The sequence below is a fragment of the Kaistia sp. MMO-174 genome (genome assembly GCF_037147815.1).
Taxonomy (GTDB): domain Bacteria; phylum Pseudomonadota; class Alphaproteobacteria; order Rhizobiales; family Kaistiaceae; genus Kaistia; species Kaistia nematophila.
In genome coordinates this window covers 864,049-882,170 of sequence record NZ_JBBCUO010000002.1, presented here as the reverse complement: position 1 = coordinate 882,170, position 18,122 = coordinate 864,049, and the positions used below count along the sequence as shown (strand labels likewise).

The 18,122-nt window shown below is 67.1% G+C and carries 13 protein-coding genes; 3 read left to right on the top strand and 10 right to left on the bottom strand.

Annotated features, from left to right (window positions below):
• From WFK98_RS10100 to WFK98_RS10070, 7 genes are all read right to left on the bottom strand, one after another.
• On the bottom strand, positions 1-3,219 hold the full coding sequence (locus tag WFK98_RS10100; RefSeq protein ID WP_336800113.1) for a cellobiose phosphorylase: 3,219 nt from the start codon (positions 3,217-3,219) through the stop codon (positions 1-3).
• A gap of 209 nt (positions 3,220-3,428) precedes the next feature.
• Positions 3,429-4,310, bottom strand: a complete 882-nt coding sequence (locus WFK98_RS10095) for an SMP-30/gluconolactonase/LRE family protein (RefSeq protein ID WP_336800112.1) — start codon at positions 4,308-4,310, stop codon at positions 3,429-3,431.
• Between the two features lie 8 nt (positions 4,311-4,318).
• Positions 4,319-5,299 (bottom strand): ABC transporter permease, encoded by a 981-nt coding sequence (locus WFK98_RS10090; RefSeq protein WP_336800111.1) that lies wholly within the window; start codon positions 5,297-5,299, stop codon positions 4,319-4,321.
• Positions 5,296-6,336: an ABC transporter permease gene (locus tag WFK98_RS10085; RefSeq protein ID WP_336800110.1), complete on the bottom strand. Its 1,041-nt coding sequence runs from the start codon at positions 6,334-6,336 to the stop codon at positions 5,296-5,298. Before WFK98_RS10085 ends, WFK98_RS10090 begins: the two co-directional genes overlap by 4 nt.
• Positions 6,333-7,838 (bottom strand): sugar ABC transporter ATP-binding protein, encoded by a 1,506-nt coding sequence (locus WFK98_RS10080; RefSeq protein ID WP_336800109.1) that lies wholly within the window; start codon positions 7,836-7,838, stop codon positions 6,333-6,335. Before WFK98_RS10080 ends, WFK98_RS10085 begins: the two co-directional genes overlap by 4 nt.
• A 193-nt stretch (positions 7,839-8,031) precedes the next feature.
• Positions 8,032-9,090, bottom strand: a complete 1,059-nt coding sequence (locus WFK98_RS10075; RefSeq protein ID WP_336800108.1) for a sugar ABC transporter substrate-binding protein — start codon at positions 9,088-9,090, stop codon at positions 8,032-8,034.
• A 193-nt stretch (positions 9,091-9,283) separates the two neighbouring features.
• Positions 9,284-10,096, bottom strand: coding sequence for a GntR family transcriptional regulator (locus tag WFK98_RS10070; RefSeq protein ID WP_266337868.1), 813 nt, complete (start codon positions 10,094-10,096; stop codon positions 9,284-9,286).
• Positions 10,097-10,283: 187 nt separating this feature from the next.
• On the opposite strand from WFK98_RS10070, the gene WFK98_RS10065 reads away from it, so the two are divergent.
• Positions 10,284-11,063, top strand: a complete 780-nt coding sequence (locus WFK98_RS10065) for an SDR family NAD(P)-dependent oxidoreductase (RefSeq protein ID WP_336800107.1) — start codon at positions 10,284-10,286, stop codon at positions 11,061-11,063.
• Between the two features lie 82 nt (positions 11,064-11,145).
• Here WFK98_RS10065 and WFK98_RS10060 read toward each other — a convergent pair whose 3' ends face one another.
• Positions 11,146-11,856, bottom strand: coding sequence for an E3 binding domain-containing protein (locus WFK98_RS10060; RefSeq protein WP_336800106.1), 711 nt, complete (start codon positions 11,854-11,856; stop codon positions 11,146-11,148).
• Between the two features lie 10 nt (positions 11,857-11,866).
• A complete protein-coding gene (locus WFK98_RS10055; RefSeq protein ID WP_336800105.1) occupies positions 11,867-14,329 on the bottom strand; it encodes a thiamine pyrophosphate-dependent enzyme in 2,463 nt (820 codons plus the stop codon).
• A 207-nt stretch (positions 14,330-14,536) separates the two neighbouring features.
• Here WFK98_RS10055 and WFK98_RS10050 point away from each other — a divergent pair, with 207 nt between their 5' ends.
• Together WFK98_RS10050 and WFK98_RS10045 are read left to right on the top strand one after the other, a co-directional pair.
• Entirely contained in the window at positions 14,537-15,124 is a 588-nt protein-coding gene (locus WFK98_RS10050) for an SDR family NAD(P)-dependent oxidoreductase (RefSeq protein WP_336800104.1), read from the top strand.
• A gap of 567 nt (positions 15,125-15,691) precedes the next feature.
• Complete coding sequence (locus WFK98_RS10045) at positions 15,692-16,561, top strand: aldose 1-epimerase (protein ID WP_336800103.1); 870 nt, start codon at positions 15,692-15,694, stop codon at positions 16,559-16,561.
• Positions 16,562-16,578: 17 nt separating this feature from the next.
• On the opposite strand, the gene WFK98_RS10040 is transcribed toward WFK98_RS10045, so the two are convergent.
• Entirely contained in the window at positions 16,579-17,820 is a 1,242-nt protein-coding gene (locus WFK98_RS10040; protein ID WP_336800102.1) for a reverse transcriptase domain-containing protein, read from the bottom strand.
• Positions 17,821-18,122 lie beyond the last annotated feature (302 nt).

Genomic DNA, 18,122 nt, shown 5'->3' with positions numbered 1-18,122 from the left:
CTAGGCTGCCCCAGTCGTCTCCACCCCGACGCCGAACTCCCGCCGCATCCCCAGGATCCGCCGCACGAAGATCTGCGTGTAGAGGCCGGGTCCGCTCGAATAGGTGCGCCAGCCGCCGTCGACGGCGATCGCGCCCTCGCGCACCCGGCTCCATTCGGCGCTCGCGTGGTAGCGGTCGCGGAAGGCCGCGTCGCTCGAGCTGAAATAGGTATTGCGCTGGCGGAGCGAGGCGTGCGGCAGCCGTTCCGTCACCGTGATCGGATTGGCGAGCGCCAGCGCCGCGCGCGCTGCGTCGACATCGCCGCTGACGGCCAGCGCCTCGCCATAGCGCAGATGCGCGTGCACATACATGAGACCGATCTCGCGGCCGAAGAAGGCGGCGGATTCAGCGCGCCGGAACAGCGTCTCGACGCCGCCATGATAGGCGACGGGCTTGTCCATCAGCCGCGCCCCGTCCGGGTCGAGCAGGTGTTCGCGGATCAGTTCCAGATGGCTGCGGGTCTGCGCGGCGGTGAACAGGCCGCCGAGGATCGCCTGCGTCATCGGGATCAGTGAATAGGAAAGCCCCGTGCGCCGGTCGGTCGGGTGCAGCAACAGTTCGACCCGGTCATGCCCCGGATCGAACAGGCCATAGCCGGCGATGACGCCGTCGCGGATCAGGTAGTGGTTGACGTCGCCGCGCATGACGCCGGCGAGCGAGGCAAGCGCCGCCGCCTCCGCCGGGTCGCCGGCTCTCTCCAGGATGGCGGCGTAGCGGCTCACCTGCTCGTAGAGCAGCGCCACCGTCCAGCTCGACACCATCCAGTCGCGCAGGTGCGGATCGGCCGGCTGCAGCGAGTCGTTCCAGTCGCCCTCGCCATAGCGGATCAGGTGCGTGCCGGGAATGAAGCGCTGCCGCACGGTGGCGAGCAGAAGCTCGACATGCGCGCGGATCGTGCCCTGTTCGTCAGTCGGCTTCAGGTCCTCGTCGCGGCGCCAGGGCAGGCGGACGTCGAGAATGGCGAGGTCGCCGGTCGCCTCGATATAGTCGCAGAGCGCCTTCAGCGGCCAGACGACGATATCGCCATGTGCGTCGCCGGCGCGGATGTTGGAGTAGGGCGGCAGCATGAACCATTGCGGCCAGTCGCCCCGCGTCTTGTACTGCTCGGCAAACAGCGTCGTCAGTATTTCGCGCGCGGTTTCGTCCTGGCGGAGCGCCAGCATGAATTCGAGCGGCCCCTGGCAGACGTCGCGCGTGCCCCAGGCCGCGCCCGTATACTGCTCCAGTCCGTGCGGAACGGTCAGATGAACGATGGCGTCATGCGCCAGCCAGGGGAGTATCGTTGCCTCCGCCGCAAGTCGGTCCGGGTCCGTCGCCTCGGGCAGCGCGCGCAACAGTCCGTTCCAGAACGCCTCGGCCGGCTGGAGCAGCGCCGCGTCCGCGACACCGGCGGCGAAGCGATCGGCAAGGCGGGCGGCCTCGGTCGCGTCGGTCATCGAGCCGACGACCGCGAAGGTGAGCTCGGTGGCTGCCTCCGTCCGCAGCGCGACATAGGGGCCGCCGCGCGCGACACCGTCCTCGTAAAGCAGCTCGTCGCCGCCGATCGCCTCGACGGCCTGCGGCGTGCTGGTGACGAGATGGTAGATGGCGTCGGGAAAATTCTGGCCCCAGAGCCAGTCCTTGCCGGGCTGGAAGCTGATGCGCTTCGCAGCCTTGTCGATGCGGATCCGGCCGCTCTGCTCATATTCGCGTTCGCCGAGCACGACCTGGCCGAAGACGAGGAAGCGCGCGGGGGTGCCCTCGACCGCGACGCGCCATTGCATGGCCGCGTCGGCGCCGGAGGCGATGGCCGAGACGGTCACGGTGCGGTCGGCGAGGCGGTAGATCCAGCGGCAATCGCTGAGCCCCATGTCGAAGGCGGATGGCACCGAGAGAAGATGCCAGCCTTCGCCGGCATCGATCAGGATGCGCAGGCCGCTGGCGCGGGTGATGTTGTAGGGATCGCGGGAAACGGAAAACAGCTTGTGGAACGAGGTGTTGCCGATGGTGAGCTGTGCCGCGAACACACCATGCATCCAGCAGGTCGCGGCCAGCGTCGCCTCGTCCGGCATCATGCCCTGGCCGCTGCGCAGGATCGCACCATGGCGGCGGGCGACAAGATCCTCCTTGCCGGCCAGCACGACATGGCGGTTCAGCGCACCGTCGGCGACGAAGAAGGAAAGCAGGCCGCCTTCGCCGTGCTCCTCCAACTGCCGCTCCGGATAGAGCCTTGCGAGCCAATCGCCGTCGAGCGGCAGGACGGCCTGGGCCGGCGCGTCCTGCAACAGGCTGCGCACGGTCGGGAGCGGCGCCGGTGCCGGTGAAACGGCTGGGACCGTGGCGGCGATGCCATCGAGACGGGCGAGATCGGCATCGCTCGACGCGAGCGGATGGTCGGCGACGAAGTGGCCGAAGAAGGTCCAGTTCGTCGTCGCGCCCGACGCCAGGGTCGCCGGCTTCGACTGCAGCGCCGGGCAGGCGAGCTCGTGCTGCCAGATTTCTGCCGGCAGGTCGGTGCCGAAGGGGCTGCCGATCTCGTCGCGGCTGCGGAAACCGGGGCCGAACAGCTGGATCGCGTCGGTGGCGAAGGCGACGGCGCCCTCGATGCAGCCGAGCGCATGCCAGGGGAAGCGGCCGCCCTGCGAAAGGTTCTGCCGGCTCAGCACGACCGGACCGAAAGTTGGGTGCTCGATCTTGCGATGGTCGATGTATTGCGAGGCATAGGCCTCGCTCCCCATCAGGAAGCCGCGCCCGCCGAGGCCAAGATCCTGCGCCAGTACGACGTCGCAGGGGATGGCGCTGTCGCCAAGGTTGGTGACTTCGATCCGCCAAGACCAGCGCGTCGTCTCGGCGTCGAGGCGCAGCGATACCCTGTGCGCGATGCCGTTGGTTTCGCCGTCCCAGGCGAACTGGTTCTCGTCGGCCGCGAACGCCACCTTGGCGCGCGGGCCGACCAACTGAGCCACGAACGGGTTCGCGCCTCCCACGCGCAGCCAGATCCGGCCGATGCCGCCCTCGATCGGCGCGCCGAGCACCTGGTTGATCATCACCGGCGCGCCCTTCTCCGGGCGATGGGTGATCGAGAAGATCGCGCCATTCGGCAGGGCGGAGATCGCGAGGCCCGCCGGATTGGAGAGGGTTCGCAGCCCGAGCTCTCCGTCGCGCGGTGTCATGAACTCGCGGCTTGTTGCATCCGACATCGTCGCCTCACCTGAATCGCCGGTCGTCCGGCAATCCATCTTAGCGGCCGGGCGCAGCCTTGCCGAATTTCTTCTGAGGGGGGTCGCGAAGGAGGGCTTATCCCCGACTCGCGGGCTATGATTCCGCTGCTCTGGCCTGCTCGACCGCGACGAATACGAAAACGGCGGGGCATTGCCCGACCGTTCCTGTTTGGTGGTGTTGGCGGCGGTCAGCCCTTGAAGGGCACCAGCGGCAGGCCCTTGACGCCGACGTCGAGCGCGAACAGGCCGCCGGGATTGGTCTGTCCTTTGAGCTGCTCGGGCGTGCGGTTGTAGATCGCGGTCGTCACATAGAGGACGTCGAGGTCCCGCCCGCCGAATTCGCAGCAGGTCGGCAGGTCCGTCGGCAGCTCGATCGTCCGCATCAGCTTGCCGGCGGGGTCGTAGCGCAGCACCTTGCCCTTGAACGGAACGGTCGCCCAGTAGCAGCCCTCGGCGTCGACCGTCGAGCCGTCGACCACCCCGCCCATCCCGGAAAGATCGAAGAAGGCGCGCTGGTTCTCGACCGTGCCCGTCGCGGGATCGAAATCCCAGGCCCAGACCACCGGGCCGTGGCTGTCGGTGTAATAGAGCGTCCGGCTGTCCGGGCTCCAGGCGAGGCCGTTGGAGCAGCCGAAGCCGCCGACGATCCGGTGCGCGGAGAGGTCGGTGTCGAGCCGGTAGAGCGAGGCATTCTTGACCACCGGCTTGCCCGGCGCCTCGAACATCGAGCCCGACCAGAAGCGGCCCTGCCGGTCGGTCTTGCCGTCGTTGAAGCGGTTGTCGGGCAGGTCCGCTTCCGGGTCGACGATCGGGTCGAATTTCCCCGTCGCCGGATCGAAGAAATAGAACCCGCTCGCCATTGAGAGCACGAGGCCGCCCCTTTCGCGCAGAGCGATACAGCCGAGCTTCTCCGGCGCGAAATAGGTTTCGGTCCGGCGCGTCTCGGGATCGAAGCAGTGGATCGCCTTGGCGTAGATGTCGATCCACCAGAGCCGCTGGCCCTTGGGGTCCCAATAGGTGCTCTCGCCGAGTTGCGCCTTGGCGTCGACGACGCATTCGATATCGGTCATGTGGTTCCTCAGGCAGATGGGCCGCGCGGCCGGCCGAAGCGGGGCAGGAAGGTGAAGAGGCTGGAGAGTGCCTCGCTGGCGAGCGAGACGGTGACGAGGATGACGACGCCGTAGACGATCAGCAGCGCGCCGCTGGAAAGGTTCAGCGCCGGCAGCAATCCGGTCAGGATGGTAAGGACGAGGGCGCCGGCGATGGTGCCGATATAGTGGCCGCTGCCACCGAGGATCGACGCGCCGCCGATCGCCACCGCCGCGATCGAGGTGAAGAGATACGGATCGCCCATGCCGAGATAGGCCTGCGCGGTGTAGCCGGTCAAAAGCATGCCGGCGAGCGCCGCCGTGAAGCCCGAGAGCGTATAGGCGAGAACGGTGGTGCGCAGCGTCGGCACGCCGGAAAACTCTGCCACCGTGGCGCTGGTGCCGATGGCGTAGAGATAGCGGCCGAACGCCGTCTTCGACAACAAGATGGTGGCGAGCGCGGCGAGCACGATCCAGAGGATCAGCACGACGGGAAAGCCGGCGATGCGGCCGACGGCGAGGAACTGGATCGCCGCCGGTGCGGTCGAGGTCGGGGCGCCGCCCGTGTAGACGAGGATGCCGCCCTGCAGGATGACGTTGACGGCGAGCGTCATGATGATCGGCGGCACGCCGAAGATGGCGACGCCGAGACCGTTGACCATGCCGACCAGCGCGCCGGCGGCGAGCAGCATCGGCACGATCCACAGAAGCGGCGCGTCCTGGCTGCCGGCGAGCAGCGTCATCAGCACGGCGGCCGAATTCAGCACCCAGGGCACGGACAGGTCGATGCCGCCGCCGATGATGACGAAGGTCTGGCCGAGCGCGACGATGCCGATGAAGGCGGCGAGCACGGCGGTGCTTCTCAAATGCGTCGGCGACAGGAAGCCTGGCGCGACGACGCTGGTCAGAAGCAGCAGGACGATCATGCCGAGATAGGCGAGCAGGATGGCGCGGTGCCGGCGGATGTTCATGAGAGGCTCCGTCGCGCGGATTTCTCGGCGATCGAGCTCGCCAGCACGGCGACGAGCAGGATGATGCCGGAGACGATCGGCTGCCAGTAGCTCGACACTTCGAGCACGAAGACGAGGTTGCCGATGATGGTCAGGATGAAGGCGCCGATGACGGTGCCGACCAGGCCGCCGCGGCCGCCGAACAGGCTGATGCCGCCGATCACCGCGGCCGCCACCGAGGGCAGGATGTAGTCCTTGCCGATGGTGGGCGAGCCGGCGCCGGTCTGGGTGGTGAGGTAGAGCGCCGCCAGCGCCGCGAAGAGGCCGGAAAGGCCGTAGGTGGCGATGTTGATGCCGATCGGCGAGACGCCGGAGAGGAAGGCCGAGCGCTCGTTCGAGCCGGTGGCGCGGATGGCGATGCCGAGCCGCGTCCGCTTGAACCAGAACCAGAAGACGAGGAGCAGAGCCAGCAGCCAGACCGAGGTCGAGAGGCCGAGCCAGTTGGTGACGCCGAACATCGTCCACCCGGTCGGCAGGCTGCCGCCATCGGTCGGCAGGATGATCATCGCCGTCCCCGAAAGGATCGACCAGGTGGCGAGGGTGACCAGGAAGGGCTGCAGGCGCAGAGCCGTGATCAGCACGCCGTTCAGCGCGCCGACGAGGGCGCCGAGGGCGACGATGCCGAGGGCCCAGGCAGTGGCCTGCGCCGGATCCGTGCCGAAGCGGGTTGCGGCCAGCACGGTCCCGAGCGAGATCATGCCGCCGATCGAGAGGTCGATGCCGCCGCGCAGCAGCACGATGGTCTGTCCGGTGGCGGCGAGCAGCAGCGTCATCGCCGCCGCGGTGTCGAGGTTCAACTCGTCGATGGTGAAGACGCCGTCGCGCAGCGACGCGTAGAGGCCGAGCAGGGCCGCCAGCATCACGCAGGGAATGATCAGCGAGGCGCGGTCGAGAAGCGCCGCCTTCCAGGCGGAGGCGCGCGACGGCCGGGGCGCGACGTCGCGGGCCATGGCCGCGCCCGTGCCTTTCACCGGGGTGATGGGGTCCGCGACGCTCATGCCGCCCTCGTTTCGATCATGGCGGCCCGCAGGATCTGGTGTTCGGTGTTGGCCTCGTCTTCGAGCACGGCGGCGAGGCGGCCGTTGCGCAGCACGGCGACGCGATCGGCGACATGCACGAGTTCGGCGAGGTCGCTCGAATAGAACAGGATGGCGTAGCCCTTGGCCGCGAGGTCGCGCATCAACTGGAAGATCTCGCCCTTGGTGCCGACGTCGATGCCGCGCGTCGGGTCGTAGAGCAGCAGGATGCGCGCTTCGGTCAGGAGCATCTTGCCGAAAATGACCTTCTGCTGGTTGCCGCCGGAAAGGGTTCCGGCCGGCTGCTCCGGCGTGCCGGCCTTGATCTTCAGCGTGGCGATCATCTCGTCGACCAGCGCGCCCTCGCGCTTCGGATCGGTGATGCCGAAGCGGGTGAAGCGCTGGATGACGGAGAGCGTCAGGTTCTCGCGTACGCTCTTGGAAAGCAGCAGGCCGTGATTGCGGCGGTCCTCCGGCACCAGCGCCAGGCCGTCGCGGCCGGTCAGCGCCTGGCGCGGCCCACGGATCGTCTTCGGCTTGCCCCAGACCTCGACGCGGCCCCGCGCGCTGCCAATGCCGAACAGCGCCTGGAACAATTCGCGCTGGCCATGGCCCTGCATGCCCGCGATCCCGAGCACCTCGCCCTCGCGCAGGTCGAGGTCGATGTCGCTGAGGCGGTGGTCGACGCCGAAACCGCGGAGGCCGAGCGCAACCTTTCCGGTCGACGTCGCCTTGCGCTCCGGATAGAGCCGGTCCATGCGGCGGCCGAGCATGTCGGCGATGATCGTCTCGTCGTCGACGGACTTCGTCTCGTAGGCGGCGACCGTCGCGCCGTTGCGGAACACCGTGATGCGGTCCGCGATCTGACGGACCTCGCCGAGCCGGTGCGAGATGTAGATCACCAGCGAGCCGGTGTCGGCGAGGCCTCTGGCGAGGCCGAGCAGCCATTCCGTCTCCTGCGGACCCAGCGCGGAGGTCGCCTCGTCGAGGATGAGCACCTTCGGATCGCGCGACAGCGCCTTGGCGATCTCGATCACCTGGCGTTCGGCGAGCGTCAGCCGGCGCAGTTCCTGGTCGGGGCGGATGGCGGGGAAATGATGGCGGGCGAACAGCGCCAGCGTCGCTTCGCGCATAGCGCGCGCCCGGACCGTGCGAACGGCCGAAAGCGGCTCGCGCCGGAACCAGATGTTCTCCTCGACCGTCAGGTCGGGGACGAGCGAGAGCTCCTGGAAGACCGGCGAGATGCCGGATTGCTGCGCTTCTTGCGGATTGCGCGGGCGATAGGGGATGCCTCCCAGCGTCACCGCGCCACCATCGGGACGTACCGCTCCGGCGAGAATCTGGATGAAGGTGCTCTTGCCGGCGCCGTTCTCGCCGAGCAGCGCGTGGACTTCGCCGGCGCGCGCGGAAAAGTCGGCGCGGCTGAGCGCCGTGATGCCGCCATAGCGCTTGTGAATGGCGGCGGCAGTCAGAAGTTCGGTCATGGGCGGCCGGACCTTCAGTCTGGAATTTCTGGACGAGGCGCGTCCTGGTTCAGAGAGCGCCAAGCAAGCTCCTCAGCCAATCCTCTCCCGCAAGCGGCGAGGACTGCAAGGCAAGCTCGGTCTGCTCCCTCTCCCGCGTGCGGGAGAGGGCGGGGGCGAGAGGGTCCCTCGCCCTGCCGGAAACGTTCCAGCGTTACGAGCCAGCAGCTTCCTGCGGCGTGATCTCGACCCAGTCGGGCGTGATCGGCAGCGACAGGCCGGGGGCCAGATCCGGGAAGGCGTTGGTGCCGACCTCGATTTTCTGCATTTTGACTTCCGGATAGAGCTTCGACGGCTGCGGATCGGTCGACAGGAAGGGGCCGTAGACGAAGACGTGCTTCTCCTTGGCTTCCTTGCCGTCGAGGATGTCGACCGCGAGCTTCAGCGCCTCGGCGGAGAGATAGGCCGGGTTGGTCTCCAGGATGCACTGGGCGCCTTCGGTCTGGGCGCAGACGAGCGAGGCGGTGTTGTAGCCGCCGCCGGCGACCGGGACGAGCGGACGGCCGGCATCCTGCAGCGCCTTGATGGCGCCCGAGCCATAACCCTGGGTCAGGATGGCGTCGACCTGCGGGTGGGCGGCGAGCAGCGAGGCGACGCCTTCCTGCTCCGGTCCGAGCGCGTAGTTGCCGTTGAAGTAGCCGACGATCTCGATGCCGGGATAGTTCTTCAGCACCTTCTCGAAGCCGGACTGCAGCTGTTCGGAGATCGGCGCGCCTGCGAGGCCGCGATCGACGAACACCTTGCCCTTGCCGCCGATCTTCTCGGCGATCCACTCGGCCTGGACGGCCGGCAGCATGCTCCAGTCCGATTCCACCTTGTAGGCGCAGTCGGCGGTAGCGACCTGGTCGAAGGTGATGACCAGGATACCCGCGGCGCAGGCCTTTTCGATCGTCGGGTTCAACGCGGTCGGCGAGCCGACGTCGATCAGGATCGCATCCGGCTTGGTGCGGATGATGTTGTTGAGCGAGTTGATCTGCGCCTGGGTGGTGGTCTCGACGTTCTCGACCTTCAGGTCGACGCGACCGGCCAGCGGCGCCTTCTTCACGACGGTGTCGGCGATGCGCAGCATCTGCTGGCGCCAGTCATTGCCGACGAAATTGTTGGAGAGATAGATCTTGTAGGGCTTCTTTTCCTCGGCCTTGGCCTGCGGAACGAGACCCGACGTCAGAACGATCGCCGACAAGGCGGCGAGTGCGGCGGCAGTGCGCTTCACGGTGTTTCCTCCCTCAAGGAATGCTTTCGAGCATGCGCGCGGATGCTTCTTCCGACAGGCGGCATCCGTCATGATAACGCTACCATAAGCTGTCGGCCTTGCAAGGGACCGACGGTCCGCCGCATCTCCTCCGTGCGGCGAATAAAGATATGCTATTATAATCTCTTGTGGTTGTCCAGACGGCGGACCGCCGTCAGATCATGTCGTTCGGCGCATCGTAGGAAAGGCTGAAGAGATCGGCGCGGTTCTTGTTGATGGTCAGTTCGACCGGCTCGCCGGAGGCCGAGAAGTACAGCATTTCCATGATCAGGATCGGACCGCCGACCTTGTAGTCGAGCGTTTCTGCCAGCACGTCGTCGGCGACATCGGCGCGAACCGTGATCCGTGCGCTGGAAAGCTGGATGCCGAGATGGCGCTGGACGGCGCGGAAGACGACGACATCGTCGAAATCCGTCCGCTTCAGCCGGGCGCCGATCGCCGGCGGAAAATAGAAGGTCGTCTGGCAGGCGGGCACATCCTTTTGATGCAGCGTCGCGCGCAGGCAGTGGCAGGTCTCGTCCGGCTTCAGGCCGAAGGCGGCGCTCGCCGCGGCGGAGCGCTCCTTGCGGTAGGAGTGAATCGTCAGCACCCGGTCCTTGGTCGATTCGGCGATCTGGGCGAAGCTGCGGAACGCGAAGCTCGGCTTGGCCGGCAATTCCGGCGTCGAGACGACGGCCGGCTTGGCGGCGCGCTTCTTGATCAGGCCGTCATTCTCGAGGTCGCGCAGGGCCTGGCGCACGGTGATCAGGCTGACGCCGAACTGCTCGGCGATGTCGGCCTCGCGCGGCAGCGAGGTTCCGGGCACCAGCGTGCCGTTGGCGATCGGCTCGCGCAGGATCGTCACGAGCTGGCGATAGAGCGGGCCGTCGTCGCGGGAGAGGGCGCGCGGCTGGAAGCTCTCGAGCGAGGCGGTGCCGGCGGAATCGGGTGCGCTGTCGACGGCTTGCTCCATCTTGCGTGCTTTCAACCTGCTCATTCCTCAGAATCGCTTTTGTTTGGCCGCCAAAATAGCGGCTTTTCCGACCTCGCACCAATCGCGGATCGCGGCGGTATCGCAGGGCAAACGGTTGCCGCTCTCCACAATAGATTATAGTATCATAATAGATAAATGAAGTCCGACCGGTTCGGACGAATGCCGGGGAGGGCAGGGGTGCATGCGTAGCGATCTAACGGGGAAGGTCGCCTTTGTCACGGGCGCCGCCGGCGGCATCGGCCGCGGCATCGTCGGCCGGCTGGCGGCGAATGGCGCGTCGATCGTCGTCGCCGACATCAACGAGGAAGGCGCGCGCCAAGTGGCGGCGACCCTGCCCGACGCGCTGGCCGTGGCGGTCGACATCCGCGATCCGGAATCGATCGACCGGGCCGTCGCCGCGACGGTCGCCGCCTATGGCCGGCTCGACATCCTGGTCAACAATGCCGGCGTCAACACCCACGCCCACCGCGTCGATGTCGACGCCTTCCCGATCGAGGAATGGCACCGCATCGTCGGCATCGATCTCGACGGCCTGTTCTTCATGACCCGGAGCGCGCTGGCGCCGATGCTGGCGGCCGGCCGGGGCGGGCGGGTCGTCAATATCGCCTCGGTGGTCGGTCTCGCCGCGATGCGGTTGCAGAGCCCGTTCGTGGCGGCCAAGGCCGGCATCATCCACCTGACCCGCTCGATGGCGCTGGAGCTGGGGCCGAAGGGCGTGGTCGCCAACGCGATCGCCCCGGGTTCGATCATGACCGAGGGCACCAAGGCGCTGTTCTATGGGTCGAACGGCCAGTTCCAGGCCAAGACGCAGGCGTTCATGCAGCATATCCCGCTCGGCCGGCCCGGCACGCCGGAGGAGATCGGCGAGGCGGTGCTTTTCCTCTCCGCGCCGGAATCCGGCTACATCAACGGCCAGATCCTCGCCGTCGATGGCGGCTGGACGGCCGGCTACATGATGTGAAACGACGAAGGGGTTAACACGGTTCGCGTGTTAACCCCTCTGTTAGCGTCGCGGTAACCATCCGTTGCCGGAGGCGGCGATCTCAGACCAGCAGGCGCAGCGGCGTCTCGATCAGATCGCGGAAGCGGGTGATGATGCCGGCGGCCTCGTCCTCGGCGATCGCATCGGCGTCATGCACGATGAGCGCCTCGGCGGTGGCGGCGTCGTCGCCTGCGACCACGAGGATGCGCAGCGCCACTCCGGCCGGCAGGCCGCCCGCCACCGGGCGGACGCCCTTCACGGCAAGCCGCGACACCACCATGGCGGCGTCCGCCGCCGCTGCAGCTTCCGCCTCGGCTCCGATCAGCCTTGCGATCTCCGTTGGCGCCAGCGCGACGGCGCGCGGGATCGTCACCGCGCCGCCTTCCGGCTTCATCCAGCGGATCGCCGATCCATGCTGGCCGGCGCTGCGCGCCGCCGCCCGGACCAGGAAGGCGTCGATCGAGAGTTCCGAGCCGGAGGCGGCGATGAATTCGGCGAGCGGCGCGAGCTCGATCGCCGCGGCGAAGGCCGAGATCGACCGCGCCGGCGCGACGACGGGAGCGGGCGCCGCCGCCGGAGCCGGCACGACGACGGCGGGAGCCGGTGCCGCAGCCATAACCGGCGCCGGGACGGCGACCGGGGTCAGCGGCACGTCGCCGGCGACGATGCGGCCGTTCGGGCCGGAGCCGGTGACGAGCGCCAGCGACACGCCGCGCTCGCGGGCGAGCCTTCTCGCATAGGGCGAGGCGAGGGTTCTCAGGGGGGCGTTCATGATGTCCCCCTCAGCGCCGGACGCTGCCGATGCGGCCGCCCATCGGCACGACCGCGCCCTTCTGCTGCTCGATCGGGCCGAGGATGCCGTCGACCGGCGCCTCGATCTCGACCACCGCCTTGTCGGTCTCGATCTCGGCGACGACGTCGCCGGCCTTGACCGCGTCGCCTTCCGCCTTCAGCCAACCGACGATCGTGCCTTCGGAGACGGTCAGGTCGCCGAACGGCATGGTGATCGGCTCGCCGTCGCCGACGGGCGCCGCGGCGGGGGCAGGCGTTGCCGCCGGGGCGGGCGCAGGCGCCGGCGCCGGCGCGACGGCCAGCTTCGGCGCCGGCGCAGCGGGAGCGGCGGCGAGCTGGCCGCCGAGATAGCGCCAGTGCTTCGGCACCGGCGGCTTGCCGGCCAGCACGCCCTTCGCACCGGCGACAATCCTGTCGGCATCGACCAGTATGGCGCGCTCGAGCGCCGGGGCAAGCGGATGCGGCTGTGCGTCGGTATGCAGGCGGCCGACCGGCGCGTCGAGATCGTCGAAGGCGAGCTCGTTCATCGCCTGCGCCACCTCGGCGCCGACGCCGAACGCGCCCCAGCCCTCGTCGGCGATCAGCAGGTGATGCGTCTTGGCGATCGACTTCGCCACCGTGCCGACATCGAGCGGCATGATGGTGCGGAGATCGATCACCTCGGCCGAGACGCCTTCCGCCGCCAGCTTCTCCGCCGCCTCCAGCGCGCGGTGCACCAGCTGGCCGGCGGCGACGATGGTGATGTCGCTGCCCTCGCGGGCGATCCGCGCCAGGCCGAACGGCACCAGATGCTCGCCGGTCGGCACCTCGCCCTTGGAGGCGAACAGCGCCTTCGGCTCCAGCATCATCACGGGATCGCCGGCCCTAAGCGCCGTCTTCATCAGGCCCTTGGCGTCGGCCGGCGTCGACGGCATGCAGACGATCAGGCCCGGGATGTTGGCCCAGCTCGGATGATAGGTGCCGCTATGGTGCGGACCGGCCGAGCGCACGGCGCCGGAACCGACGCGCACCACCATCGGCGCGTTCATCTGGCCGTTCGACATGTAGCGCAGCTTCGCGCCCTGCAGCACGATCTGGCCGGCCGCCTCGAAGGCGAAATCGGCGAACATCAGGTCGGCGATCGTCCGCGTCCCCGTCGCCGAGGCGCCGATCGCGGCGCCGGTGAAACCCTGCTCGGAGATCGGCGTGTCGATCATGCGGTGCGCGCCGAATTCGGCCCAGAGGTTCTTGGTGTGGGCGAAGGTGCCGCCGCGCTCGCCCGTGCCCTCGCCGAGATAGAGCAGATGCGGGTTGCGGCGCATCTCCTCGGCTATGCCGTCGCGCACCGCGTCGAGCCAGCTCTGCGTCTGGCTTCCCGTCGGCGCCGCCTGCACCAGCGCCTCGGGCGGGTTCAGCGGCTCGGCATAGACATGCAGCGCCGTGGTGGCGGGGTCCGGCTCCGGCGACTTGCGGGCGAACTCCAGCGATTCCTGCACGATCCGGTCGATCTTCGCGTCGATCGCGTCGAGATCGGCGGCCGAGGCGGAGGCGAAATCGTCGAGGATGCGGGCGCGCAGCATCTTGATCGGGTCGCGCTTGGCCCATTCGTCGACCTCCGCCTGGGTGCGGTAGGTGCCCGTCACCGGGTCGCCCTCGTGGTGGCCGACGGTGCGGTAGGTCTTCGCCTCGATCAGCGTCGGGCCCTGGCCGGAGCGGGCGCGGGCGATCGCCTCCGACATCACCTGCCAGACGGCGATGACGTCGTTGCCGTCGACGGCGACGCCGGGAATGCCATAGGCGGCGGCGCGGCTGGCGATCTCCGGGTTCAGCGTCGCGGAGGCGAGCGGCGTCGCCGTCGCATAGAGATTGTTCTCGCAGACGAAGACGGCCGGCGCCTTCTGGATGCCGGCGAAGTTCAGCGATTCGTGGAAGCCGCCATGGTTGGTGGCGCCGTCGCCGAAGAAGGCGACGCCGACATCGTCGCGGCCCTGCGTGCGGGCCGACATGCCGGCGCCGACGGCGTGGCTGATGCCGGCGGCGACGATGCCGTTGGTGCCGAACAGGCCGGTCGAGCGGTCGTAGAGATGCATGGTGCCGCCGCGGCCGCCGCAGCAGCCGTCGCGCTTGCCGAACAGCTCTGCCATCAGGATGTTCGGATCCATGCCCTTGGCGAGCGCATGGCCATGGCCGCGATGGGTCGAGGTGATCCAGTCGGAGGGACGGAGATGCGCGCAGACGCCGACGGCGGTCGCTTCCTCGCCGATATAGAGATGCAGGAAGCCGGGGGTCTCGCCCTTGCGGCAGGCGGTCTGCGCCACGCTTTCGAACCGGCGCAGCAGCACCATCCGCTCATAGAGCTGGAGCAGCGCCGCGGCGGTCAGCCCGCGCGGCAGCGTCTTGCCGGCCGCGCTGCGAAAAACAGGATTGTGGATCTCCACGGCGCGAATCGCCGGGTTCATCACTTGAGCGCTCATTGTTCCTCCCAAATCCCGCTTGGCGCGGGTCGATGCGGCCTCTAGCCCGGTGATGGACATCGCATCAAAAATTATAATAGCATGATGTTATGTTAACGAGCCGCGCCTTGCCAAGGTCAAATCGTGGGGCAGGCTCAAATCGGAAGCGGAAAACCGGCGTTGCCAGGCGCGGGCCGGTGCCGCATAGCTTGGTTCGGGGGGAATGCCATGGAAGTCGATATTGCCGGCCAGACGGCAGAGGTCGCGGGCGAGGACAACCTGATCCTCGCCGCCGTCGTCGCCGCGCTCGGCGCCAATGGCGCGACGGTTTCGCATGCCGGCTCGGGGGGAGAGACGGGCGAGGGCGCGCCGGACATCCTGATCCTGTCGCATCCGCTCGCGCCCGACGTGGCGGGCGGGCCCGGGGACCTCGCCGCGCTCGCCGAAACGCGGGCCGCCGCCATGGCGGCGCGCGGCAAGGGCCGCATCGTCCATCTCGTCTCGGCCGCCGGCCTGGTGCCGATGCGCCGCCATCCGGCCTGGTCGGCGCAACATGCCGGCGCGATTGCCGCGATGCGCGGGCTCGCCATGGCGAGCGGCCCGGCCGTGCAGGTCAACGCCGTCGCGGTCGGCCGCATCGACGAGACGGCCGGCGACGCCGCCATGCTCACCCATGTGCCGCTCGGCCGCGCCGGCACGGCGGCGGACGTCGCCCATGCCGTGCTCTTCCTGGTCGACCCGCTGAACAGCTACACCACCGGCCAGTCCCTCGCCGTCGACGGCGGCTGGACGACTGGCTACGGCCGGAATTTCTGACGTTTTCGGGGCGGGCTCGGTGGCTCTGCACCTCTCCCAGGGGGAGAGCTCGGCGCGAAGCGACGGGTGAGGGGGTGCGATCCATCCGATGACGCCTGAACCCCTCACCCGCCGGCCCGTGGCCGTCGACCTCTCCCCATGGGAGAGGTGAGGGAAGGTGCCGGCCCGTCGTCTGGGAGCCTCCAAACCCTCGCCGTCATCCCAGACCCGGGATCCATTCAGCCGGGCTGCCGGGCCGAAAGAGCGCGACTTCCAGCGCCAAGGCGCCGGCCGGATGGATCCCTGCTTTCGCAGGGATGACGGGCAGGGTGTCGTCGCGTCGAGACCTGTCCGGGAACGGTATCTTTGAGCGAGGAAGCGGCCCGTCGACACCATCTCCGTCTTCGGCGAAGGAACGCCCCGCCGATCCCACCCTCCGCCGTCATCCCTGCGAAAGCGGGGATCCACCTTCCTGCCTTCCAGGCAAGCCGACCGCAGACGACCGAAAAATCTTAAAGCCCCCACCTTCCGCCCGGATACCGGGCGGCTAACATCGCCTCAACCAACAAGACCCATGGAAACGCCAGCATGATCGAACTCGCCGCCGGAGACTTGACCGTCACGCTCGCCCCGGAAATCGGGGGCTCCATCGCCACCTTCCGCAGGAACGGCGTCGACGTCATGCGGGCGCTGACGCCGGAGCGGGCGGCGAAGGGCGACGTGCTCGGCGTCGCCTCCTTCCCGATGCTGCCCTATGCCAACCGCATCGACGGCAACCAGTTCACCTTCGACGGCGTCACCTATCGCTTCGAGGCCAACAACGGCGCCGAGCGCTTCAACGTGCACGGCACCGGCTGGCATTCGAAATGGCAGGTAGAGGCGGCGACGGAGACGACGGCGCGGCTGACGCTGGATCGCCGCGTTGCCGGCGAGCCCTATCAATATCGGGCCACGCAGGATTTCACGCTCGCGCCCGAGGGGCTGACGCTTTCGACGACCCTGGAAAACCTCGGGCCGGTCCGTATGCCGTTCGGCTTCGGCCATCATCCCTGGTTCGACCGCGACGCCGATGTCGAGCTGCGCTTCAAGGCCGATCATTTCTGGCTCGAAGCGCCGGACGGCGTCGCCGGCTCGCGCATCACCACGCCGCCCGAGCTCGATTTTTCGCGCGGCGCCGGCCTGCCGCCGCACTGGCGCAACAACAATTATGCCGGCTGGGACGGCACCGCCGAACTGCGCTTTCCCGCGCGCGGCGTGACGCTGGTTATCGAGGCCGACCCCATCCTTTCGAGCTTGATGCTCTACGCCGACCCGAAGCAGAGCTTCTTCTGCCTGGAACCCCAGACCAACGTCCCCTGCGCGGTGAACAAGCTCGAAGCCGGCGAGGAAGGACTGGGGCTGGTCGTGCTCGCCCCAGGCGAGGCGATGGCGGGGGTGGTAAGATTTGGGGTGAGGTGAATATTTCGAACATGGACTCAGATGGTCGGCGACGCATCTCGATTGATACCGCGAATGGCATCGTCGACCATTCTTTCCAGTCGCATGACTTGGCGTACTATCTTCTTTGAGCCAAACGCTTTGGCTGCTCGTCGCGCATACTTCGAGAAATTTCGTGCACCAACGGGCGCAAATCGCCTTCGCAATCTTTTAGTATAGACCTTGTCCGATCGGCCATCCAGTATGGCTTGCTCGCCTATCGATTGCGTCGTCTTGATTGCCCTTCGCGCCTTCCGCCATTGTCTTGCCAATGAAGATGGACGGATCAATGCTCCGCTTCGTGACATGGTGAAACCTAGGTACTGGAAAATATCCTCCGCGTCGGCGCCGAATACCGCGCGTTCGGTTTTCTCATCCTTTATTTCGAGCTTGTGGGCGCCGATCGCAGACTTCAACGCTAAGACGATCTCCGTCTCAGAATCGGGTGGGCAAATCACAAGAATATCATCGGAGTAACGCTGATAGAGCGCTCCAACTTGCGCGCAAAGGGAGGCCATCGACGCGTCTATATCGAGCATGTAGAGGTTTGATAACGCGCTACTTATTGGCGTCCTTTGCGGAATGCCGAACTTAACTTTGTTAGTCTCGATCGAGATGCCGGCCGCCCGCACTTCCGCGATTGTTGCGATTGGCTCCCGCGAGCGGCTAGCGATTCTTTTTCCGAAGGCTGGGTTCGCCTCTAGATCTCCGCGCGCCACTTTGCTGAATTTAGTGACGCTCCGGAATACTGCATACCAGTCGGGAGATAATTCATCGACGCCGAGCAGACCTTTGAGCCTGTTCTTTAAAATTGCGTGGTCGAGATTGTCGAAGAAGCCCGTAATATCGAAACACAGGACGACACACGGTTGATGCGCTTCTGCGTATCGATATGCGTCGGATGCGAAGTTGTAGTTTGCGCGTCCCAGCCTGCGGTAGGCGATCACGTGATCACTCAAGCCGATTTTTCTGTAACATTCGTCAAGAAATGTCCCGATATCGAAAGCATATTTTGCGAGAATGCAGGAATCGCGATGACTCGCAAACATAATGGGGCGATCTTTGTAGACCGTCTTCCCATCTTTGCTTTTGTAGCGCTTTATCCGCTTCGTGTAATGAATCAGGGGCAACCAAGAGTGCTTGGCCACGAAGGCGGGATCTGATGCCTTTTGGGTGTATGAAATGCTTACCGGGGCATCGAAATGGCGATAGCCTCGTGTCTTGAACCAATCATGCCGCACTAGGTCCCCCTTAGTATTGCAGTGATCGGGAGGCTAGCTCCAACCCCGAACCTCGGCTCACGCCGAACGCCTCCCAATCGCACGCCTCTATCCGTCGGCTTCTTCCCGTTGTCTCAAACAGGCGTTCCCCCAACGCGGGTTTTTAAAACGCATGGCGGTATAGTGTAGTCGTAGGAGTGCGAACCATGTTCACAGTCTCATGGTATGACCTTGCCGGCCCGACGATGACAATCGTCCTGGCCTGCGCGGCGATCATGTTTCCAGTTGACCGTGCCAACTGGCCAATTCCAGAGGCTTATCGG

Coding starts and splice junctions, on each gene's coding strand:
- WFK98_RS10100 (WP_336800113.1), bottom strand. CDS start 3,219: ATGTCGGATGCAACAAGCCGCGAGTTCATGACACCGCGCGACGGAGAG.
- WFK98_RS10095 (WP_336800112.1), bottom strand. CDS start 4,310: ATGACCGATATCGAATGCGTCGTCGACGCCAAGGCGCAACTCGGCGAG.
- WFK98_RS10090 (WP_336800111.1), bottom strand. CDS start 5,299: ATGAACATCCGCCGGCACCGCGCCATCCTGCTCGCCTATCTCGGCATG.
- WFK98_RS10085 (WP_336800110.1), bottom strand. CDS start 6,336: ATGAGCGTCGCGGACCCCATCACCCCGGTGAAAGGCACGGGCGCGGCC.
- WFK98_RS10080 (WP_336800109.1), bottom strand. CDS start 7,838: ATGACCGAACTTCTGACTGCCGCCGCCATTCACAAGCGCTATGGCGGC.
- WFK98_RS10065 (WP_336800107.1), top strand. CDS start 10,284: ATGCGTAGCGATCTAACGGGGAAGGTCGCCTTTGTCACGGGCGCCGCC.
- WFK98_RS10060 (WP_336800106.1), bottom strand. CDS start 11,856: ATGAACGCCCCCCTGAGAACCCTCGCCTCGCCCTATGCGAGAAGGCTC.
- WFK98_RS10055 (WP_336800105.1), bottom strand. CDS start 14,329: ATGAGCGCTCAAGTGATGAACCCGGCGATTCGCGCCGTGGAGATCCAC.
- WFK98_RS10050 (WP_336800104.1), top strand. CDS start 14,537: ATGGAAGTCGATATTGCCGGCCAGACGGCAGAGGTCGCGGGCGAGGAC.
- WFK98_RS10045 (WP_336800103.1), top strand. CDS start 15,692: ATGATCGAACTCGCCGCCGGAGACTTGACCGTCACGCTCGCCCCGGAA.